At 37.9% G+C, this 24,037-nt stretch carries 17 protein-coding genes and 1 tRNA gene; 13 read left to right on the top strand and 5 right to left on the bottom strand.

Annotated elements, in window-relative coordinates:
• Nucleotides 1-78 precede the first annotated feature (78 nt).
• From DKM50_01330 to DKM50_01315, 4 genes are read left to right on the top strand one after another with little or no spacing between them, the layout of a single operon-like run.
• Nucleotides 79-2,070: a hypothetical protein gene (locus tag DKM50_01330; GenBank protein ID PZM83744.1), complete on the top strand. Its 1,992-nt coding sequence runs from the start codon at nt 79-81 to the stop codon at nt 2,068-2,070.
• 16 nt (nt 2,071-2,086) lie between these two features.
• Nucleotides 2,087-2,647 carry a hypothetical protein gene (locus DKM50_01325; protein PZM83743.1) on the top strand — a complete coding sequence of 187 codons (561 nt, stop codon included), beginning with the start codon at nt 2,087-2,089 and terminating at the stop codon, nt 2,645-2,647.
• A gap of 12 nt (nt 2,648-2,659) precedes the next feature.
• Nucleotides 2,660-3,187: a hypothetical protein gene (locus DKM50_01320; protein PZM83742.1), complete on the top strand. Its 528-nt coding sequence runs from the start codon at nt 2,660-2,662 to the stop codon at nt 3,185-3,187.
• Nucleotides 3,188-3,196: 9 nt separating this feature from the next.
• Nucleotides 3,197-4,993, top strand: coding sequence for a hypothetical protein (locus DKM50_01315; GenBank protein ID PZM83741.1), 1,797 nt, complete (start codon nt 3,197-3,199; stop codon nt 4,991-4,993).
• A gap of 46 nt (nt 4,994-5,039) precedes the next feature.
• On the opposite strand, the gene DKM50_01310 is transcribed toward DKM50_01315, so the two are convergent.
• The gene (locus tag DKM50_01310; protein PZM83740.1) at nt 5,040-5,435 is read right to left on the bottom strand and encodes a hypothetical protein; all 396 of its coding nucleotides are present in this window, start codon (nt 5,433-5,435) and stop codon (nt 5,040-5,042) included.
• A gap of 723 nt (nt 5,436-6,158) precedes the next feature.
• On the opposite strand from DKM50_01310, the gene DKM50_01305 reads away from it, so the two are divergent.
• From DKM50_01305 to DKM50_01265, 9 genes are read left to right on the top strand one after another with little or no spacing between them, the layout of a single operon-like run.
• Complete coding sequence (locus DKM50_01305; GenBank protein ID PZM83739.1) at nt 6,159-6,917, top strand: hypothetical protein; 759 nt, start codon at nt 6,159-6,161, stop codon at nt 6,915-6,917.
• Entirely contained in the window at nt 6,898-7,455 is a 558-nt protein-coding gene (locus tag DKM50_01300) for a hypothetical protein (GenBank protein PZM83738.1), read from the top strand. The genes DKM50_01305 and DKM50_01300 overlap by 20 nt, the downstream gene beginning before the upstream one ends.
• 20 nt (nt 7,456-7,475) lie before the next feature.
• Nucleotides 7,476-11,072: a BREX system P-loop protein BrxC gene (brxC, locus tag DKM50_01295; protein ID PZM83737.1), complete on the top strand. Its 3,597-nt coding sequence runs from the start codon at nt 7,476-7,478 to the stop codon at nt 11,070-11,072.
• A gap of 48 nt (nt 11,073-11,120) precedes the next feature.
• Nucleotides 11,121-11,492 (top strand): GxxExxY protein, encoded by a 372-nt coding sequence (locus tag DKM50_01290; GenBank protein PZM83736.1) that lies wholly within the window; start codon nt 11,121-11,123, stop codon nt 11,490-11,492.
• Nucleotides 11,493-11,541: 49 nt separating this feature from the next.
• Nucleotides 11,542-15,273 (top strand): BREX-1 system adenine-specific DNA-methyltransferase PglX, encoded by a 3,732-nt coding sequence (pglX, locus tag DKM50_01285; GenBank protein ID PZM83735.1) that lies wholly within the window; start codon nt 11,542-11,544, stop codon nt 15,271-15,273.
• Between the two features lie 54 nt (nt 15,274-15,327).
• Nucleotides 15,328-16,329, top strand: coding sequence for a DUF1016 domain-containing protein (locus tag DKM50_01280; protein ID PZM83792.1), 1,002 nt, complete (start codon nt 15,328-15,330; stop codon nt 16,327-16,329).
• Nucleotides 16,277-18,559 carry a hypothetical protein gene (locus DKM50_01275; GenBank protein ID PZM83734.1) on the top strand — a complete coding sequence of 761 codons (2,283 nt, stop codon included), beginning with the start codon at nt 16,277-16,279 and terminating at the stop codon, nt 18,557-18,559. The genes DKM50_01280 and DKM50_01275 overlap by 53 nt, the downstream gene beginning before the upstream one ends.
• 12 nt (nt 18,560-18,571) lie before the next feature.
• Nucleotides 18,572-20,617 carry an ATP-dependent Lon protease gene (locus DKM50_01270; GenBank protein ID PZM83733.1) on the top strand — a complete coding sequence of 682 codons (2,046 nt, stop codon included), beginning with the start codon at nt 18,572-18,574 and terminating at the stop codon, nt 20,615-20,617.
• A 40-nt stretch (nt 20,618-20,657) separates the two neighbouring features.
• A complete protein-coding gene (locus DKM50_01265; GenBank protein ID PZM83732.1) occupies nt 20,658-20,852 on the top strand; it encodes a hypothetical protein in 195 nt (64 codons plus the stop codon).
• Between the two features lie 6 nt (nt 20,853-20,858).
• Here DKM50_01265 and DKM50_01260 read toward each other — a convergent pair.
• From DKM50_01260 to DKM50_01245, 4 genes are all read right to left on the bottom strand, one after another.
• Nucleotides 20,859-20,948 (bottom strand) — tRNA-Ser (locus tag DKM50_01260).
• 118 nt (nt 20,949-21,066) lie between these two features.
• A complete protein-coding gene (gene otsB, locus DKM50_01255; GenBank protein ID PZM83731.1) occupies nt 21,067-21,843 on the bottom strand; it encodes a trehalose-phosphatase in 777 nt (258 codons plus the stop codon).
• Nucleotides 21,844-22,049: 206 nt separating this feature from the next.
• Entirely contained in the window at nt 22,050-22,610 is a 561-nt protein-coding gene (efp, locus tag DKM50_01250) for an elongation factor P (protein ID PZM83730.1), read from the bottom strand.
• A 13-nt stretch (nt 22,611-22,623) separates the two neighbouring features.
• Nucleotides 22,624-23,814 (bottom strand): hypothetical protein, encoded by a 1,191-nt coding sequence (locus DKM50_01245; protein PZM83729.1) that lies wholly within the window; start codon nt 23,812-23,814, stop codon nt 22,624-22,626.
• Nucleotides 23,815-24,037: the final 223 nt, after the last annotated feature.

Here is a 24,037-nt window from a genome sequence, read left to right as displayed (position 1 = left end):
TATATCATCAAATTGCGATATATAAATGATATTGATAAAATTATATAAATAGCAAAATAATGATCGAAAGAAGTATTTATGTCATTTTTTACCAATTCAGAAATGCTTGGCATAGATATTAGTTCTGATAATATAAAAATATTGATCTGCGAAAAAAAAAGAAAAGATTACAAAATCAGGGATATATTTACCTTGCCATACCCGCCAGAAGACAAAAGTCGTCCAAGGCATTCTATAATATCAAATTCCATTAGAAGAACCCTCCAATTAAACAAAATTAAAACAAAAAAAACATTTCTCACGTTTTCTAATAAGGATATCTTTTATCAACACAGTGTATTTCCTTTCATGAAAAAAGAAGATCTTATCGAGGCAATCGTCTGGATGTATAGGGATCAAATTGATTTTGACATCGGCAAAGCAACAATTGAGTATTCTGTTATCAGGGAATTTTACGAAAATGATTTAAAGAATCTAGAATTATTTATCACAATTATTGCTCAGGAAGAAATTGATAAAATCGTAGAAATTGTTCAAGATGCCGGGTTAACACCACTATTTCTCAGCTTTGCACCATTTGCCTGCAAAGAATACTGTTCACGGAACATGCCATTAACAAATAACGAACAGCTCTTATGGCTAGAATTAGAATCAAACTTCGCCGTACTTAATATTATAAAGGGAAACAGCATAGCTTTCGCAAGAGTAATCAGGTACGACAACGACGAATTTGCTAATATTCTTATCGAGTCATCATTGATCGATAAGTTATACTCGATTTCTCTCCTCAGTAAAACCCTTAGCGAGCAAAAAGAAGTAGGGTCCAATCTAAAAAGCGAAGCCTTTAAAAAACAAAACGACAAACATATAACACGGTTATTCATTATACTTGCAACACTATCCTTCTTAAGTGCCTTTGTCACTTCTGTTGTATTTAAGCAAGTACCGTTATCTTCATTTTTTTATTTATTAACAATACTTCTATTGCTCTTCAATATAATGGTCATCCTCAATACAAAAAACAACATCATTCTTTATCCAAAACTAAAATCTCTTATTAATGGCAAGAAAAAAATCTTGCAGAAATTGGAAAAACATTGCATAAGCTGTGGTTACCAGAGCATGCCGGACATATCAGAACTCAACCGAATGGCAAGCGAAGTCGAAGCAGAACTCGTGAAAGTTGAAACCAGTAAAACAGCGCTTCTTAGATCAGGAGGTGCAGCTGAAATCTTTGTCATGGAAGTAATCAGAACTATCTCCTATTATAGGGAAAAATACGGTTTAAGTGATATGAATAGAGTTATCATATCAGGGAGCGTAGCTGATATTATCGGCATCGATGATTATCTCGCGAAAGAGCTAAGCCTGGATATAGAAAAAATCAAATTACTTGATCATTACGATGTTATATCCGACAATCAGAATACTATCGAAAAAAACAGTTCTTCGTTCGTGAAACTGGTAGGATTGCTAATGATAGACACTGCCTCCGCTACGAATTTCCTACCGACAAAAATAAAAGAAAAGTTAACACTCCTTAAGCTGATCGTGCCCTCTTCTGTCTTGATAACCTCATTTTGTATTCTGTTATTGCTTATAGTACAATTACTCGACTCAAATTATAAATATAAATTAGAATTATTTAACACATCTAAAAAGCAATTAGCAGCACTAAGCCCCGTCAAAAACAAGCTAGTCGATATACAAAACAGCAACTACACAAAAAGTACACAGGTTATTTTCATGCAAGAAAAAGCAGATTACAATATAAAGGCTATCCGGCTATTAGTTGATATAAGTCAATCCATCCCCAAACACATCTCTCTCGATGAAATAAATTTCAACCCGGAAACCAAAGACCTAAGCCCGACAAGTAACTACACAACACAGATAAAAGGTACAATTCGAGCAGCAAGTGTCGCAACTTCAGAGCTGGCAGAATTCATATCCCGGTTAAGGCAATCTCCCGCAATTGATCAGATTGACTTGATTTTTCTGAATAAAAAAGAGATTGAAAATGCAGAAGACCAGCAAAAATTTGAACTCCTTTGCATAATAACTAACTAATTTAAGGATATATAACTTGATTACAGATATTTCTAAATACTCTCATTACATGAAAATTTATTTAGCAGCTATAGCTGGAATCTGCATGATTATAATGATAATATTCGGATTCACCTTCAGATCAATTATTGTCAAAAATCATCAGCTTAAAATTGACATTAGCAATATTAAAAATGAGATAAAAACCGCTAACAATATAATTTTTAAACTACAAAGTATAAACGATGCCGACATATCGAGCATGAAGAATATCCTGAACAAAAAACATCTCAATGCCAAAGAACACTTGCCTGAACTCCTGGCGCTCCTCAGTAACGCCGAAAAAAATCCACAATTGGAAGTATTATCAATCATTCCACAAAAAATCATGCAAGAAAAACATAACAATTTGACGTTGCAGATACTCCCTATTTCACTACAACTAAAAGGGAGTTATTTCCAGTTATCATCATATTTAAAAAAACTACTTACCATGCCCTTCATCGTTGAAATAAAAAGCTATACTTTTTCAAAAGAGCTTCATGGTCCACTTATCCTGAAGCTGGAAATAAAAGCTTACTTTGTTAGCGAGCAATAAAAGGAAAAAACAATGAATATAAAACCATTTATATTACCTGGGGGACTATTGATTCTCACATTAATGGTTTACTTTTATCAGCCGACAAGTAACCAAAAAAATCTAAAGGTTAGCGCACCGTCACCTAACCTGATCCTCCCGACAGCAAGTTTTTTTTCAACCATTGATTACGCGCATATATTAAATCGCAATACTAAACAAGAAGAAGAAATTATGGCAATTAAAACAATACCACTAATTAATGACCCATTCATAAGAACACCTTACACACCTGAAAAACAAACAAATACTTTAACGAGTGAACAAAAAACAAGAAAATCAGAAGCAATTAAAAAGCAAGCAAAATCGCAAGAAAACGATAAGGTAAAATTTGTGTTGGAAGGTATCTGGGACAGTAATGAAAAGAAAATAGCCTTTATCAATGGATCGACATTAAAAACGAATGACTCTCTTAACGGTTACAAGGTCATCAGCATAACCGAAAAGCTAGTTGTTATGGAAAAAGAAGGGCGAACAATTACCTTATACTTGGAGAAATAGGAGAAAACCATGACAAACAAAAAACTAATACTTGCATATACCATTATGGTAATGATCACCTTGGCAAACTTTGCACATACCGCTAACAAAACTATCGCACCTGAAGACAAAACCGAAAAAGCCATAGAATTGATGAATTATGTCTGGCAAGGAAATAATAACAAGGCCAAAGAATCCATTAAACAAGGAACGAGTATTTCATATAGGAATGAAGATGGCTGGTCGGTGCTATTTCATGCTATCGATCAAGGGAATATTGAAATCACAAAAATATTGATCGATAAAGGCGCATACGTTAATGCAAAAACAAAAGAGGGCAACACGCCATTAATGCTAGCCGTAGCCAAAGGAAACTTTGATTTAGTACGAATGCTTGTTAACAGAGGAGCAACCATTCAGGAAAAAAATAATTATGGAAAAACCGCACTAAGTTTGTCACAGAAAAAAGGCAATATACCTATAACCCAATATTTGCAATCAAAAATAACTATTCCGGCAATAAAAACTATTGAAGTTTATAAAGAAAATGAAAAAAGCAAAAAAATAACAACAATAATCGAAGAAAAATCTGCCTCCATTCCAGCAGCAAATAATAAGGACCAGCATAATGCAAAAGCGCTAAACGATGCCATCCCAAAAGTTACGGCTTTCAAAACCGAACTGCAAAACGATGATCTTTTGAACAAAAAAACAATTAATCTTAGTCTCAATCAAGTAAAAATCACGCAGATACTCAACATCTTCGCTGCTCAGGGAAATTTCAATATGCTTATAGATAAAATGGTTACCGGGAACGTTAGCTTTTCCGCCAAGAACATACCGATAATGGAAGCCCTTGATATAATACTGAAAATCAATGGCTATACCTGGACAAAAAAAAATAATACGATTATAGTCTCTTACCGAAAACACACAAAAACATTTTTATTGAACTATATCAAAGCTGAAAACGCAAAAAAATACATTAGCGAACTTATGCCAAATGTAATGGGTATTTCTGTAAATAATGACCTTAATGCCATTTCGGTAATGGGGAACATGCTAGATATCGAAGAAGTTACCAAAGTTATCGAAAGCATAGATAATCGTCCCGAGCAAGTTATGGTAGAAGCCCGGGTAATCGAAGTAAGCGCAGGCGAAAATCCCTTTTCGGCAATAGGATACCAATACAAGAAAAACGAGAATAACAGCGCTAGCCTTAAAGGCCTGGCATCACAGGCGTCAGATGCAAATAGCGACAAAGGGTTCTATGCTATGATCATGAAAGACGAAATGAAAGCATGGCTGCAAACCTTACAAACAAATATCTACACCAATCTTTTGGCAAACACAAAAATACTAGCAACAAACAACAAACCTGCCAAAATAATTACCGGACAAAAACTTGGTTACCGCGTCAGACAGATAACGAATTCGTCTACAATTGAAAGCGTAGAATTTTTGACTGTAGGCACACAACTGGAATTCACTCCCCAAATCTCAAAAGAAAAATACATTAATATGATTATAAAACCAAAAGTCAGCGAAGGACAAATAAATGACAGTCTCCCACAAGAGAACACAACCGAAGTACAAACTGAGCTGACGGTCAAAGACGGACAATCCATCGTTATCGGCGGTCTTATTAGAAATAAAAAAGTGAAAACGCTTTCCGGAATACCAATACTTATGTCGCTGCCATTCATAGGAAATTTGTTCCAAAGCTCCGATATAAAAGACGAGAAAAAAGAAACTATTATTATAATAACTCCGCACATTATCGATGAAAATTTGAACATATCAGAGTACAAGGAAGAAAAAAAGTAGCCGCCGTAGCCGGAACTCTGCTACTGATTATCTCACGGTCACAGAACTAATGGTCCGCCGTCAGACTCGAATTAATGTTCCCGGTTACCACATCGATGCTGGCAGTTGCAAAAGCGCTATTCATCTTATCAGAAACAACAACTGAGATTTGGTGTGATCCGACAGTTGATGGTGGAGTCCAAAATACAACACGAGGATCATCGCTGGTGAGAATACTTCCGTCCCCGGTAAAATAATATTCACAGCTATTACCGGTATCTTCTACCTGAACCGCCACGGTCACTGTTTGGTGTGGCACTGCAACTGATTGTGACAATTTTATTGCATTTATCATAGGCTGGCTTTCTTCCGGCTTGTTTTGAATATTAGTTGCTTTTTCCGAGCACCCCGTTAACGACAAAGCTCCTATCATAATGACAACAAATACAACTGAATATTTCATCTCTAACGAAACCTCCTCATTTGCTCTGACATTTATTAGATACCATTCTTTTCTACCAATATAGGATTCGCTCTTGATTGAAAAGCTGAAAATATCCGGATCTGTTTCTATTATTAATCGTATAATATTTTTCCGACAAATTCAACAATACCAAGGCTTACATCAAATATGCACACCTAAAGATAAATACATTAATAAACCTGTAAAACACGCAATATAAAGACAAAAAAAATACAAGAAACAGGCAAAACAAACAGACCAAATTTGTTGCTGACAGAATATTTGATATGACTGAAGAAACGGTGATTTTTTCATCACTTTAAAGTTTCGATAATTTATCCCTTTGATTTTTCTGTCAAATATTTCCAGTAAACTGCTATATATATGTAAATTTATTTACAGGTTAGATGAAATTGCAATTGAATGACAATTGAAGCAATGCTTAAATATGAATATATTAATTCATTGTTTTCTAAATAAAATCGAATAACCTAATAATTCAATTATTTTTAAATGAGTCACATTTGCAGTTATATATTAAGATTTTATAATAAATAGATTTCTCTCGTAGTAACCATAATAACAATGTTAATATGGTATAATATGAGTGCCGTTTATTCATAAGGATAGGGATATATATGAAAGTTTTCGAGAAGCAGCAATGCCTTTAACTGCTTGAAGACTTTTTTATCACAAAGTGTGTATTTCGGGAGTGGTCACTTCATGAACATCAATACTGATATAAATGTTATAGGTAGCATATCGGATCTCAGCATAATTGCTAACATAATTAATGCAGGCAGTGGGAACACGCCAGCGAGCCCTAATGATCTTTCAAATACAACTTTAAAAACGACTCGTTCTTTGCAACGATATGAACGGGCAGTAAAAAATACCCTTGTTTACTTCAAAAACGATGAGATTAAAGTCTTATTCAATACAGTTTATGAAAAAGAAGGCCTTTCTGAAAATTCGCTGTCGATGCTTTTTTTGAATGTATCCTTCAATAATGATTTATTGGATTACTTTAACCAAAGTATATACTTCCCTGCATACTTCAGTGGCCGGATTGCAATCAAAAAGAGTGAAGTCATTGCATGCATTCAGGACCTTAAACAACGTGAAGATGCGCTAAAGAAATGGTCTGATTCTACTATCGATGTGACCGCACGGAAGTACCTGGCATTACTTAGTAAATTCAATTTACTTGAAGGTGGGCGTAGTAAGACTATTAGTCACAAGTATATCGATGATAAGCAATTGATTATTTTTTTGTACTGGCTATCTAAGGTGGAAATTAGGTCAAACTTACTTGAAAGTAAATGGCTCGCCTACTGCTTACTAGATAAAGAAGCCTTTATAGCGAGAGTACTACAGAAAAATTTGATGAAGTACTTTGATGTCAGTTATACCGGAAACTCACTGAAACTTGAAACACAAATCTCATATAAGGAAATGTATAATGAACTTACGAAATCCTGATGATGTTATTCAATCAGCGAAGCGACTTGTTGAGGCAAATAATCGGTCAGAAATTAAGCTAAATGCCAATGGCGGTAATTCCATTCTTATTTTATGCGAACCTGGCAGAGAATCGGATTATATCAAGTCCATAACTAAGCTAATGACAGACGAAACCTACGAAATCATCGACTTAAATAAGCTGCTTAATGATTATGTTCAGTCCAATAAAGAAGAATTAGCTGAGAGCTTTGAACTGTTAAAAGGCTCTTTGCATCAAATATTTAAAGCCCCAGAAGGAGAATCAGGAAACGATCTGTTTTCCCTTGTCATTAACAAGATAGCGGAAAGTATGTCAAATAAGAAAATACCTGTAATGATTCACTCCGGTGCATTATATGGCAGTGGGATAGATAACATCCATATTATGGAGAATGCACTGGTAATGAAGTCCTCTCTGCCTTTGATTATTTTGTATCCTGCAACAAAAGATAAAGATACAATACTTTTTTTAGGAAAACGACCCGCATCTAAATACAGATGCATGATTGTAGAATAACCGGACTAAGGAGCCTATAGATGCTGATCAAAGAAATCCTGACCATCGACCTCTCGGAAGATATCAAAAATGTCATCGACCTTGAGGATATGTCTGAGGCAGAAACAAAGGCAGAAATCGAAAACTATATCGTGACCGAGGGATTGGCCAAAGAGTATGCTGATTTTGTCACTAAGTTTACTTCTAATATTTTGGAGACCGGGGTATGGATCTCTGGTTTCTATGGTTCAGGCAAATCTTACTTCGGTAAGTTGCTTGGGTATATGCTCAGCAATCGCAATATTGCAGGAACACCAGCTCGGGATCGCATCTTGCAGCGATTCAGCGGTTTAAGAGACGAAGCATTAATAAAAAACTCAATAGCACGATTGGGTGCTGAAAACTGCCGAGTAGTTTTTTTGGATGTTGCGAAACAGGATACGTCTAAAGGTCTGGCCTATACGCTATTTAGGAATTTTCTTAAGTCACTGGAATTGCCAGAAAATGAGCATGGCTTCTTATTGTTCCAACTGCTTATCAATGATAATACAATCAACATTAATGAGTTCATTACTAAGAATTCAGATAAAAAATGGCCTGACATTCGACCTCGTATGGTTGAGTATGCCAAACTGATCAAAGTAATCTATATGCAAAAAGGTAATAGTGAAGGTGATTACACAAGCTTACTTGAAACGATAAGGCGGGATATTGATCAGTTTAGCGCTACCCGGCTAAAAGAAGAATTGCAGAATTATCTTAAAATATCAAAAGATGAAAAGGTTGTTTTTCTTTTTGATGAAGCGAGTGAAGCCATTAGTCAAAAGAAATTCAACCTGCTTGACCTGGAAGGGATCAGTGAATCACTTTCTGCACTCGGCGGTAAAGTCTGGACCATGGCTATTGCTCAGGAAAAACTAGACGATATAATCAATAATTCAAATGTAAGCAAAGCACAACTGACAAAAGTAACCGACCGGTTTAAAACAAAAATTCACCTGGAAGCTACAGAAGTCGATGTTATTATTCGAAGTCGATTACTCAATAAAACCGAAGCTGCGGTACAGAGTTTGAAAGATCATTATCAAAAGAACTCCGGTAAGATAAGTGATCATTCTTCATTAACTGCCACGGGCCTTGCAAAAACAGATACGCCTGAATTATATGCTACCTATTATCCGTTTTATAAGTATCAGTTTGATTTGCTACAAAACTTTCTATTTGGTACCAAAGGGTATGCCTCTACCAAAGTTGCCGCTCGTGGCATGATTATTACTACCTATGACATCTTAAAACATGAATTACAGAATAATTCTTTATTTGAAATGGCAACAGGCTGGCAAATATCCAAAGAAGCTCAGCTGCAGCCACCAGCATATCTGGTTAATCGATTTACTAACGCTGAGACTATACTCAAGGAAAGCCAATCGTCGATATCTGGCAGACACTTACTGGAAACCATTAATTTCCTTGTAGGAGCAGAGGTCGTTCCAGCAACTCTAACCAATATAGTAAAAGCCTTTATTAAAGATCCGGAAGCTTATCACAAGGTTGAAGCTGATATTGCGGCGGCATTGAATAATCTGGTGGAAGCTAAAGTACTTCTGTTTTCAAACAATTCCTACCGTATCACCTCAGATATTGAACAGCGTTTACTGGATGAAATGAACGGATTCACTGTCCAAGGTTATGTTAAAAAGAAGCAGCTGGTAACAGCTTATAAAGCATCTCTGTATATCAAGGCAATCAGCCGGATCAGTGATGCCAATTCACAATATGACTTTTACATAACTACTGATAATGAAGATGAACTCACAAGTCCTACTCAAAAACAATTAAAACTCAGGCTCAAAGGTGTTTATAATATTAGCGACGACCGAATAGCTGATATCGAGGGTTTACGAGTACAGCACCAGAATGACAAAGACCTGATCTACCTCGTACCTGACAACGTTTCTTTTAAAGAAATTGATAGGCTAATCGACGATATCGAACGCACATCTTATCTGGAACAAAAATATAGCAATTCAAAATCAGAAGAAGGCCAGATTTTACGCAGTTTTTCTACTGCCAAAACTGAAAAAGAAGCAAGGCTAAAGAATCTGATCGAGGAATCTTTGCAAAATTCTACGGCAATCTATCTTTATAACCTGTTCCAATTAGATAAGGATAATTGGCAGACAACCTTACAAGGACAGCAAAGACAGGTTGTACAAAATATCTATTTCAAACGATTAGATTCGCAACTGAGCGATACTATTGCCACGAGTGTGATCAAAGAAGCAACTGCTACCAGATTGAAACAATTTTTTCATGGAAATGACTTTCATTTTTTTGATGATCAGGGCAATTTTGTTGGAGATAATTTAAAAGTTACCGAAGAGGTCTTATTTAAAATACGTAATACCTTTGTGGATGGCGCAACTCTGGAAAAAGAACTTGAGATGCCACCAACAGGGTTCGCCTTTGGAACCGTGATTTCGACTGTTGCGGCTCTAATGCGTGCCGGTAAAGTAATGGCAAAACACAATGCCAGTGAAAAGTTCTCCTGGCGAGATGATGGGGTCAAAGAGATATTCGGTGCTGCCAGAGAGTTTCGCAAAGCCTCTTTTAAGGCGATTGGTAAAGCCCTGACCACGCAACAGAAAAATGATATTGTAACGGCATTACAGGGGCTTAACTGTGAAGATCATATTGGAAAAAAAGTAGACTGGAATACCAATGATTTTGATCTGGTGAGTGCTATACGAGAACTGGCCAAAAGGTTCTGTGACAAAGTGGAGGATATGCGTAGGCAGAACAAAGATTTTGACCAACTGTTTACGGATGCAGAAGCTAATAAAGATGCACTAAGAAGTTTTACCGGGGCAGTAAGTGAAGCCAATTATATTGAAAAGGCAGAGAATTTCCTTAAGAGTAAAGAGTCATATGCAAACGCACTTCAGGCTATAGAGAAAATAGAAAAGTTTATCCGTACCAACCTGCCTAAAGTAAGGCAATGGCGAACTTTTGTCAGCGGTGTAAATGATGAGCTCATCAAGTCTGCACAGCCAAGTGTTGTAATTACAGATTTAGAGGCTGCCTTTAACAAGCAATACCTGAGCGGTGTTGTCAACAACTATGCCGGACTTCAGCAGTGTGCTCAAAATATAAAAGATGAATATTTTAAGCTGATACAATGCGCTGTTGTAGACATGGCTGCTAAATATACTGTCCTCACAACGGAGGCTGAAGCTATTATCCAGGAAATTGCTAAACTGCCAGTAGGATTAAATGATCTGGCTCTTGATAAGGCTAAAAACATCTCACTATATGCCCAGCAAAGAACACAAACCAAAGTAGATATTGATTTTGATATAAAAGACAAACATTCCCGTTTTACCTATTCGGAAATATTATCGTTTATTGATCTCTATAATAGTAAAAAAACTGAACTGGAAATCCTGAAATCAGGCCTTATTCGAACCACACCACCTAAGCCAGAACCTGGCAACCAGGCGATACCCAGCATAAAGACGTTCACAACAAAAATGCCATCAACAAGGCTCAAAGTAAGTGCATATAAAAGCTGGCTGGGGCAGGAAATGCAAAAGATATCCAGTGCAAATGATAATGATGAAATTGAGCTTATTGAATGAAGATTATTTACCACGAAGAGCACGAAGTATATGAAGAGGAACATATTCATGGAATTTGATGAATTATCTAATAAGGTAATCAGTTTAGCGATTGAGGTGCATAAGAATTTAGGGCCTGGATTATTAGAAAGCACCTATAAACAATGTTTGGCATATGAGTTAGCTAAAGCTGATATTAAGTTCATTATGGAAGCAGAGCTGCCAGTTCAGTATAAAGATATAAAATTATCATGTGGATATAAAATAGATTTATTTATAGAAGATACATTAATAGTTGAACTAAAAAGTGTTGAAAAAATGAATCCTATTTATGATGCACAGATTTTGACATATATGAAATTAAGTAAGGTTAAGGTCGGCTTGTTATTAAATTTTAATAATAAGCTATTAAAAGATGGAATAAAACGTTTTGTGTTATAAAATCAGTGCTTCGTGACCATCGTGTACTTCGTGGTGAAAAGGATTAAAAATGAAACTATCAGATCATGCAGAAAACATACGACAACTCATCGACAAAGCCTTTCGTAATCGTCTGGGAAGAATGGGAATCTCTGATACTATATCGCAGCCGATAGCTACTATCCCAGCGGACTATCAGGCAGACCGTACACGAATCGAAGGTATTCTTAATGTCTTGATAGCTGAAACCGGTAAAGTCAAAGGTGGGTACGAAAAACTGGTCGAAGAACTCTCGTTCACCCTGTTCAATCGGATTTCTGCGCTCAAAGTCATGGAAGCACATACCCTGCACCCGGAGATCATCACCCGCAGGAGTCAGCACGGCGATCGCTCCTTTGCTCACCGTCATTGGCTGGAACAGAATCCCGATGGGAGAACCGCTGAGCAGGAAGGATTAATAGGATTCTTAAAAGATCAATTGGCTGCTCTTTCCTTTGATATTCCACTATTTAGTCTAGAGCATCCATATCATTTACTGCCAACTGCTATTGAACTAAATTCTATTATTAGTGCCTTCAATCAGATCGATACTGATAATCAGGTAGAAACTGACATCTGGCAAAGTGATGATGTGCTGGGCTGGTTATATGAAAGCTATAATAACGCAAAAAAAGCAGCTCATAAAGCCAGTGGAGATAAAACCGAATACAACAAAGTCAGCATACAGAGTCAGGTATATACGCCTCGCTGGGTAGTAAAATTCCTGGTAGATAATAGCCTTGGTAAGCTGTATCTGGAAATGTACCCGGATTCTGAGATCAAAGAAAAATATAAGATAGCCAATGCCCCCTCAACAAGGACAAGAGAAGTAAAGCCACTTACCGAGATTCGTCTAATTGATCCGGCTACTGGTTCTGGCAACTTCCTACTATATGCCTTTGATCTGTTTTATGATTTATATCAGGATCAGATTGATAACTATGGGGCAGATTATAATGAAAACAAAATACCTGAGCTTATTATCAAGCACAACCTACACGGAGTTGATCTGGATGATCGGGCTATACAGTTAGCACAACTGGGCTTGTATATCAAAGCCAAGAGGAAAAAACGTAGCACCAAAATCGAACATTTTAATATTGTCAGCTCTGACTTTTTTTTGCCGGATTATAGTGAAGTAAAGCATCTCTTTGAAGAGAACGGTCAACCTCTAAACGGCGAACTAGAAAAAATTGTAATGGACCTCTGGTCAGATCTCCAGCAGGCCTATAAGTTTGGTTCGTTAATTAGACTCGAAGAAAAGCTAAGCGCACATTTGCATGATTTGACTAAGCAGTGGCAAGGCAGTCAGTTAAATCTGTTTACCGAACCATCTTTAGCTACGTATGAGAATTTTAGAGTGAACTTTTTTGCTAACCTGCAAAAGGCTGTAGAACAAAATACTGCCCAGCAAGGTGTTAATTTCCTAAACACCAAAACACAGGATGCCATTACCTTTTTGCAGCTATTAACTCAGAAGTACTATATAGCCGTTGCCAACCCTCCTTATACCGATGGTAGTGATTTTGGGCCAGAGTTGAAGACCTTTATTGAAGATAATTACAAGAAACCCTACAAGTTTAACACCAATCTCTATGCGACTTTTATTAAGCGATGCTATGAACTTACTGACGAAACTGGCTATGTAGCTTTAATTCATCCTCATACTTTTATGTTTATCAAAACATTTGAAGAAGTAAGAAAGTTTATGATTGAGAAAACTCATATTGATCTTATGGTTGATTATGGCTTAGACAGAGTAAATCTGTTTGGCACTGGTATTTTATTGGATGCGACCTGGTATGTACTTTGTAAAACAAAAAAAGATGTACCAGGTTTATATTTCAACATTACCGCCAATCAGCAGGAAAAACACAAAAAAGCATCATTAGAGCGTGCCTATGACGATGTAATCAATAATCGCAAAAACGAACGAGCTTACACTCTCGACCAATCCAAACTCAAAATCATCGAAGGCTGGCCGTTTATTTATTGGATATCTGATGGGTTTCGGGAGAAGTTTGGCCATTTGAATTTTGCTAATATATCCGATATCACAAATGGTGTAAAAACCGGAGACAATGAAAGATTATTAAGGTTTTTTTGGGAGATAAATTCAAATTATCTTATAGATAATTCCCATTGGTTCAAATATGCAAAAGGCGGCCCATTTAATAAATGGTTTGGTAATATTTGGCTGGTTATTAACTATAAGAATAATGGCGCAGAAATAATGAAAAGTAAAAATTTCAATCTCTTATCAAAGGATTTTGCTTTCAGGCAAGGTATAACCTATTCAGATGCCACATCAAAAGGTGTTGCTTTTAGATTTTTAGATAAAGATGTTCTATTTGATATGTCAGGTCCTGGAATTTTGCCTAAAGATATTTCAGATTTAGGATACGCTATTGCTTTATTAAACACTAATTTAGTTTCATATATAGCAAGCTGTTTAAATTCAACAGTTCATACTCAGATAGGCGATATTAAGCGAATCCCTTATGTAAAGCCAACTGAAGAATTTGAGAAATATATTTCCAATTTAGCGGCACAAAATATCGAAATTAAAAAACACCTCTGTTCTTACCATATAATTGAAACAAACTTTAATAAAACTCCAATTAGTGCTTATACGGAATCAACCCTAAAAGACAGATTGTTTTCCTATCTAAATTACGAAAACGCTCAATTAACCCGAGTCCTGCTCAACGAAGCTATCATTAATGAGCTGATTTTTGAGGTCTACGATCTCAGCCCTGAAGACCGCCTGCAAGTAGAAACAAAAATGGGCAAACCTGTAGGACAATTGCCGGTATTGGCAGAAGCACGTGCTGCTTATTTGGAAATATTTCACCACGAAGAACACAGAGAACACGAAGAAAATAATGAATTAAAAAAGCTTCGTGATCTTCGTGACCTTCGTGGTAAAGAATTCATCAACAACTTAGAAATAACTACAGTTGAAGACCAGCAAATTCAAGCCATCAAAGCAGAATTTGCCACACTCTATCAAAACAACAACGACCTGGAAGAATTCTGCATCCGTCACCAGATCAACCCAATCAACATCTGGTACTGGTTCAAAGAAGCAAACGTATTACCTTCAGCTCGTGCAGCCGAGATTGCTCTGGAGTTTCTGGCAGATGCTATCCGCACCATACTAGCAGACGACGATGATGGGATCATCCCGCTGGTTGGTCAATTGGGTGAACCACGACTGCTTGATCGACTGGAGAAACATTGCCTGGATAATGGCTTTACTTCTGCTCAGTTTATGCAAATGGACGGTCTGCTTGGTAAACCGCTGAATGATTATCTGGAACACAACTTCTTTAATGATTTAAGCAACCACCTTAACCTTTTTATGTACCTGCCCAAGACCCCTTTTATCTGGCATCTATCCAGCGGAGAAAATCAGGGGCTAGAAGTATACATTAGCATCTACAAATGGAGCCGGGATAACCTATTCAGGCTCAAGACAGCCTATATCAGTAAACGTATAGAGAACCTGGAGTATCGCCAGATCCAGCTCAAGGACAGCGAGACCGCCCAGGCACAGAGCGAGAAAGAGAAAATCAGTTTGCAGCTAAGGGAGATCGCCGAGTTTACCAAAAAAATTGAGGAACTCATCGCTGAAGGCTATGACCCTAAGCTCGATGATGGCGTAGGTAAAAACATAGCACCTTTGCAGAAAAAAGGCTTGCTTCGCTGCGATGTGCTCAACGCAAAACAACTAGATAAATATTTAAAAGCGGACTGGTAGGATGATAGTTTATAATCAGTTTGTGAGAAAATGGAGTTAATCATGTCAGATATAATCACTAATAATTTTACCGAAGTTCTTACACTTATTCGTGAGGCTCGCAATAAAGCGATCAGCAATGTTAATCATGTAATGATTGATCTATACTGGCAGGTAGGTAAATATATTTCAGGCAAAGTAAATTCTGAGGAATGGGGAAAAGGTGTAGTCTCCGGCCTTGCTGAGCACATCCAGAAAACCGAGCCTGATATTAAAGGATTTAATGTTAGAAACCTCTGGAGAATGAAGCAGTTTTATGAAATATATAACGACCAGCCAAAACTGTCTCCACTGGTGACACAATTATCCTGGACAAATAATCTGATTATAATAACAGCTTGCAAGACCCAGGAGGAACGAGAGTTCTATCTCCAACTAGCTATCAGAGAAAAATATTCCAAGAGAGAACTTGAACGGCAGATCGTTACTGGTATTTTTGAACGGACCAAGATAGCCCAGACAAATCTTTCACCTGTGATGAGAGAATTACCACAAAATATTTCAGATACTTTTAAAGACACCTATGTTTTTGAGTTTCTCGGCTTACCGGAACAGCATTCTGAGCGTGATTTACAGAAAGGCTTAGTCCATAATCTTAAACATTTCATTCTTGAACTTGGTGGAGACTTCACCTTCATGGGCGAGAATTATAGATTGCAGGTGGGAAATGAGGATTTTTATGTAGATCTTCTTTTTTATCACCGTTCCCTTCAGTGCCTGGTTGCTTTTGAGCTTAAGATAGACAAATTTAGACCAGAACACATGGGGCAACTGGAGTTTTATCTGGAAGCGCTGGACAGAGATGTCAGAAAAGCGCATGAGCACCCGAGCATCGGCATTCTGCTTTGCGCTTATAAAGACCAGGATGTAGTTGAATATGCACTAAGCAGATCAATAAGTCCTACTCTGATTGCTGATTATGAAACTAAGCTGATACCTAAAGCAGTACTGCAAAGAAAACTACATGAATTGTTTGAAAACGCAGAAGCACAGGAGGATAAGTCCGGTAATGATTGATAAATGGTTTTTGGAAGATATTGAACATCAGCTGAAACTTCGCAAAAGGGTAGTAATCCTTGACCCAAAAGCTCAGTGCGGGTTTCTTTTGCCTTTATTAGATACTGGCAACTATATCATTATTAAGACAGACAGCACATATACCGAAGATTGGCAGACAGTCAAAGAAGAGCTGTTTTTGCGATATGAGGCTGAAACTAAATACAAAGATAAGCCGGTGGTATTTTATGTAACCCGCAGACAGGAAAAGCTGAGCTTCTTATTTGATTACTGCTTTACTCATGGGTGTCTTGATCTCACCAGCCCCGAGGAATGGCTCAAGAAGAAACTTTTTGCAAGCACAGGCCTACAAGTGCAGATGGACAGCCCTGTACTTTTAACCGCAGGTAAAATGGGCATAGGAAAAGATATCGCCTGGTGGAAAAAGATCCTTCAAAACCTGGAAGAGTTGGTTAACCTGGAGGATGAATTGTTACCTTTTCTGCACGATCCAGAATCATATCTAAGTGTTAAAGATACTGATATCCGCAGATTGTTTGAAGAGAAAGTATTCGAATTGCTAAATCAGCCGTACATGAATAAACCGCCCCGGACACTCGCTGATGAGGTAGTCAAAAAACTTTTCGATGGTTTGCTTGCTAATAATATTTCTAAGGAATTACTACAGCTTTATTATCGCTGGATGGATAGTGAGACCTACTGTAGCTCACTTGTGGACTATATAAGCAATTATCACATTAATCTTGCAGTTGCACACTGGAACGCAAGCCCTGAGCATTGTTTTGAGGTTTTGGATCACAAGGCAATCATTGATATTACAAAGAACCTTCGGGATAAAGTATATATCTCTGAAAAATTGGCATCGGTAAAAATCCGTGCAAATAGTCAAAAAGCAAAACGGTTTATCCCTTCATGGTGGTCCGATGTAATAACGCTGCTGGAATTTGACAGCAAGACATTAATCTCCTGCAATTCTTTGAGTAAAGTTGTGGAGTTTTATACAAACCACTTTGCTAAAGTAGATAGGGCTATCCGCAATCTATACGCACGTTTTTTACAGGAAGAAAAAATAATTCGACCGCTGCAAGAGTATTACGAAAGCCTTAACCAGGACTTGCTGCATAAATGGTTTGAATTTGCCGGTGAATACAAATCTGATCAACAAGGCTATTTGGTAAACTTGTTAAAAAAAGCTAAACCAAGAATTGCTGTGATTGTAGGCGATGGCATCCGCTATGAAATCGCCGATCAGATAGCTGCGTCTTTACAGAAAAAACTTAAAGTTGATAAGCACATAATGCTTGCCGATATGCCCTCCGAAACTGAGCACAACATGAGTGCTTTGTATCTGGGAAATGATGAGGTACTTGCCATACACAAGGACCGTGAAAAAAGTTTGGTTGCATCAACCGGTAAAAATATAACCTTTATTAATTTAGCTGATTTGAACTATGGCGAACAAGCTGACTATCTGGTGCTGACTTACAAAGACATCGATAGCACTGGTGAAAAGCTGCAACAGGGTGCTCTCAAATTGTTTTCAGAATTCGAAGCTGTTCTCCAAGATAAGATCACGCAACTAATCAATATGGGATATAAAGAAGTCCATTTAGTAACCGATCACGGATTTGTTTTAACCGGTCTCTTAACCGAATCCGATAAAATTGATCCGGCAGTCACTGGACTATGCAAACCGAGTGAAAGATACATTCTTACCGTCGACAAACAAAACAATACTGATTGGTTGATGTTTGAAAGGTCAAGTGGTGAGTATAAGTATGTCTATACGGCTAAGAGCCATAGACCATTCAAATCAAAAGGCGTGTATGGCTTTTCTCATGGCGGGTTTACCCCACAGGAGATAATTATTCCTAAGTTTGTATTTAAAAAACAGAGCGCAGTGACCTCCAACCTGGACGTGACTATTATAAATAAACTAGAACTAGCAGATGTTATCGGCGACTTGTTTGGTATCAAATTACAAGCAGGTGCCTGCACTGATTTGTTTGCTAATAGCCGCAAAGTTCAGATCATGTTGTATTCCGGTAATTGTCAGTATTCCAGCAGCAGCATCCTTACGATCGAGTCAGGGAAGACGTTATCAGCTGAATTTTCTTTTAGTGGTAACGCCGAAGTTATGGCCGTGTTATTAGACGCAGAAACTCAGGAACAATTAGACACAGTTACAATAAAGAAATCCGATGCACGTGATTTTGGCGGTTTATTATAATGGGAGGCATTTATGATATTAGATGACTTAGACAAGCAGACCTTAGAGCATTTTAAGGGATTTGTGGTCAGAAAAGATTTGGCTGCTATTATCAAAGGCGGAGCTAATGTCCCTGCATTTGTTCTGGAGTATTTGCTAGCCAACACCTGTAGCACGGATGATGAAGCTAAAATTAAAGAAGGTATCGATGGAGTAAAAAAAATACTTCACGATCATTATGTAAATCCTGAAGAAAGTTCCTTAATTCAATCGAAAATAAGAGAGAATGGTCGCTATAAGATAATAGATAAAATATCAGTCGACCTTGATCCTCAAAAAGACAGGTATTGGGCATCAATATCGAACAGCAATATTAAGAAAGCCAATATCAGTGATGAGCTGGTAAATAGCCATGAAAAAATTCTTCTTGGCGGAATCTGGGCTATTATTGAAATGGAATACGATCCTTTGATCACGGTAGGTTCAACCGTATATCCCTTCGTAGTTAAAGATATAAAACCAATCCAGCTATCAAGGTTTGACGGAAACAAAATTGTTGAAAAAAGAAAAGAGTTTACGAAAGAAGCATGGCAAACTTTATTACTCCGAAGCGCTGGCTATGAACCTGCAAGCGAAGGCTTAGACCCGAGAAAACAGACACTTCTGCTAATGAGGCTAATTCCTCTCGTAGAGGCCAATTTCAACATGGTTGAACTAGGACCCAGGTCTTCTGGTAAATCCTATATTTACAAAGAAATTACACCGTATGCACTCCTTATCTCAGGTGGTCAGGGTACTGTGGCTAAACTATTTGTCAATAATTCCACCGGCCGAATTGGATCAGTAGGCGAATGGGATGCAATCTGCTTTGATGAAAGTACAGATAAACTTTTTAAAGATCCTGACGCTAAGCCTTTAATGAAAGACTACATGGAGTCCGGATCATTTTCCCGAGGCGGTAAAGGTGGCGAGATCTCTGGTAAAGCATCAATTATCTATAATGGTAACATTAATCAGCCAGTTGAAACCGTACTTCAAACTTCACATCTCTTCAGTCCGCTATCCGATGAAGTCAACGGAGATACAGCCTTCCTTGATCGAATACATTTGTTTTTGCCTGGCTGGGAGATAACCAAATTTAGCCCTTCCAATTTCACGGGTCATTTTGGTTTTAGCACCGATTTCTTTTCTGAGAACCTAAAGTATCAGCGCAGAACCAATTACAACGATGCAATTGATAAGTATTTCTCTTTTGGGCATCATTTAAAACAAAGAGACTCGAAGTCGGTTCGCAAAATTGTATCAGGGTTCATTAAGTTGCTACATCCAGATGCCAATTTCACAAAAGAGGATATAAGAGAATACTTGGTTCTAGCCATGGAAATGAGGCGCCGAGTTAAAGAACAGTTAAAGAGAATCGGTGGAATGGAGTTCTGGGATACCAATTTTTCATACATCGACAAAGAGACGCAAGAAGAGATATTTGTTGGCTTGCCGGAAGAACGGGGCAGCAATCTAATCGAGAAAAATGCTTTGCCTCCGGGTGTTTGTTACACAGCTACCAGCGATGGCGACAATAATTGCCTGGTTAAAATCGAGGCGGTTGCGATACAGGGAAGCGGAAAACTAAACATAACCGGCACTTCAAATACCGATGTAAAAGAGAATATTAAAAACACCTATAACTACATCAAGGCAAATGAAAAAACCATTCTTAACGAACAACATTCTTTAAAAGGCTATGATATTAACATACAGGTTACTAATCTACTGGGTGCAAATATTAGTGGAGGTATAGGCAGTGCTGTCTATGTATCAATTATCTCAGCCATTTATAACAAGAACCTTAAACCCGGACTGGCAGTACTTGGAAATATCTCCATAGGTGGAGCCGTGGAACGAGCTCTGCACTTTCCAGACAAGGTTACCATCTTATCCGACAACGGCGCAAAGACGATCCTTGTCCCAATGGAGAATATCAGTGAAATGACTACACTGCCAGCTAGCACGCTAGGTAAGACCGATGTCCCCTTTTACGGTAATGGTCAGATGTTATTGCAGAAGGTTGTGGATTCGTAGCATCTCTCGCTTGGTATTGATTGAGGATTTTATACAGTAATTGGAGATAAACATAACTGATTTGCTGACCAAGTGCTATAAAGCGAAACGCATTGGTATCAAAGGGTATCAGCTTGTTCGATATTACGGTTTGTACATCAATAAGTCGCGTGGTAAGCGGGCAAAAATGCAGGTTGAAGTCCTGGAATTCAAAAATTTGTACCAAAACTGTACCAAACATAAATTGCTAATATAGCTGGAATGGCGGAGAGGGTGGGAGTCGAACCCACGGTACCAGTAAAGGTACACCTGTTTTCGAGACAGGCACGATCAGCCACTCTGTCACCTCTCCGTTGTCACTATATTCAATTATACTACCACATATTACACGGTAATTAGCGACACTTCAACTATTAATCGTGTAAATAGCGCATATTAAGGCTGAAGGACAGCGATTCGGACAAACCGAATTATTTGGCAACACGTAACAATTTATGCAACAAACTTCGAAGATCACTGTAGGTCCTGACATAATAGCGGGCAGCAGTCGGCGGATTACCAACTTTAATCGAATACGCTTTCGGCGGGAGCAGTTTGAACATATCCTCATCAGTTCTATCGTCGCCCGCTGAAAATGAAAAATCATAAGCTTCATCCGACATAAATCTCAGTGCTGCAAGGCCCTTGTTAACGTCAGGGTTCTTAACTTCAAACACCATTTGTCCTTCCAAAATCTGCAAGTGAAGCGCCTTCGCTTTCGGGAGCATATCTCTTCTCAATTCCTTTACCCTAATATCACTTAATGCCCGGTACGTCTTTCGATAATGCCAGGCAATCGAAAAATCCTTTTCCTCGACATAAGATCCGGGAGTTGTATCCGCATAAAGCTCAAATATCGGTCGCAGGTCTTTTTTCCATGCGGTATCAATCGGGATTAATGTCTGCCATGGATCGCCATTATATTTAAGCCAGGCACCATGTTCAGCAGAAAGTCCGATATTAAAAATATTCAACCACTTTCCGAGCAGGTACCTGTTTCTTCCGCTAATTATAAACACCTTGTTCCTGACATCAAAAGAAAGGTCCCTCAGCAACTGAGTAAGCGCTTCATCAGGCTTCGCCATCCCAGGCCTATCGTAAAAAGAGACAAGAGTGCCATCGTAATCAAGAAAAAGAATTCGTTTTTCACTTTTCTTATAATCCTCGATTATTTTTTTTTCATTCTCGTCATTTAATAGCTCTGTCATATCCTGCCTCTTTTTACAATCCGAACAACCATTATTCTATTAAAAAATAACGCAGGCATTAAGCTGCCTAAAAGTAAGAAACTAATAATATGTTTATGGGATAAATGCAAGTGTATTTTGTAAAATAGCTAACTGCTCCCCTTCGCAGGGGAGCAGATTAAATGACAAAAATTGTGGCTCGAATAACCTTTGCAGGTAAAAGGCGCTTATTTGACTCGTTCTATATATTCACCGGTAGCGGTATCAATACGGATAACATCGTCAACATTAACAAACACAGGAACGGCCAATTCATACCCGGTTTCAACAGTCGCAGGCTTAGTAACTTTTCCGCTGGTATCTCCACGCAAACCTGTTTCAGAATAGGTTACTTTTAGCTCAACTGCTTTAGGAACTTCAACACTTAATGCTTTGCCTTCGTATAACACAATACTTACCATGTCCTGCTCTTTAATATAATTAACGTTATCGCCAATATCTTCTTTCGGTATTTCCATTTGATCATAAGTTTCCTGGTCCATAAAAGCATACATCCCGTCAAGATCATACAAAAACTGCATTTCTCTCTTGTCCAGACGTACGTCATCAAGTTTCTCATTAAGCTTGAAAATTACTTCACTCACGGAGCCTGTAGACATATTTTTGTATTTTGTCTTGACTACAGCATTCGTCCGTGCAGCTCTGAAATACTCAGCCTTGAGAATAACATAGAGGTCCCTTCCTTGCTTAATAATATTTCCCGGTCTTAGATCCTGTGCTAATTGCATATTATTTTCTCCATTATAAAGATTTGATAAATCGGTCAAGATTGGGAACAATACCACCGTGTAATATTAAATCCTGACGAAAGCGATTCACCCAGGATTGTATTTTAACAAAATCATGAAAGAAAGAATAGTAGTATTCACATAGATTATAAAGATTATTTTCTATTTTTTTAGAATTATATAACATTAGCAGTTGCCTGTACTGCTCAAAGACCTTAGATGCACAGTCTTGATAAGCTTCCATGACATCAAGCAAGGCAGCTACTTTAACAAGCTGATAATTATCTTCCTGTTCATAGCTATGCCAGACAAAAGGTTTGCCGGCAAGTATCGCACGTGCAAGAGAATCCTCCCCGCGCACAAAATTATAATCCATTGAAAACAATAATGAATCATAGTCATTATAGTGAAGCATTTCCGGGAATAAAAAATACGCCTGTCCCAGTCGGGCAACCCCGGCAGAAATCCAGTCGACGTTTCTGTTTTCCAACGCCTGTTTTATAGAAGCCTGGGATAAATTGCCCAAAACAAACATCAGGTTATTTTCGTTTAACGCATGCAAAGCATCAACCAGATTATCCATACTGCGGTTATAAGAAAACAGACTTCCCATTTTGAAATCAAGTGCATCAGTAGGCAACTGGCTACGAAAAGGTTCCAGCCATTTTTTACGCCATTCAGATTGGTCTGTGTGTTGGTTAATTATATCTATTATTGTATCTTCTATCAGCATTCCCCCTGACCTGGAGGTAACCCCTTGAGCAAATACATAACGAGGCGTTTCAAAGCCTGTAGGGGCCGCTAAGCCATGCATGGACTCAAAGCTTCTCTCAGCGGTAAGATGCTCGATCACGATGATTAACTGAGCCTGTTCATATACCTGGGTCCTGAACAAATCCGGGATCTCGCAGGCAAGTGACTCAATAATAAGCGGAGCAAATGTAAGCTGCTGAACCTGGCCATTCAGGTAACTATCCATACAAACGATTTCAATACCCGTTAATATCTGACTCACGGAATGTATATCGATCTCAGGAGCAATAGCTTTAAGCGTATAAATATCGTCGATAAATAATCTGATACGACGGCTACGGTTATGTTGCTTCAGAGCCCTCGCCAGCCTGAAAGAAAAACCGGCATCGCCGAAGTTATCAATAACCTCACAAAAAATATCAATATTCTGATCACGTAGTTGCATGCTCATATCTTAAGCTAATGATTTTTGGAAAGCAACTGTTTTCAATCCATAGGAGTCATTTTTTAATTCGCCCCAAAAGCACCTCAAAAGCACAACTGATTCCAATAAAAACACAGAAAGTTAACAGCTCAGCAGTTCTAATTATGAGTTTTAGCGCTGATAAACATTGAGTTCAGGCAATAAAGTATCCCTATTGGGATGATTATAATAGGGACGAGTCGCTCCCTAT

It is taken from the genome of Candidatus Margulisiibacteriota bacterium, assembly GCA_003242895.1.
GTDB lineage: Bacteria > Margulisbacteria > Riflemargulisbacteria > GWF2-39-127 > GWF2-39-127 > GWF2-39-127.
Note: the sequence above shows the minus strand (reverse complement) of the source record. Positions and strands in the feature narration are given on the sequence as shown.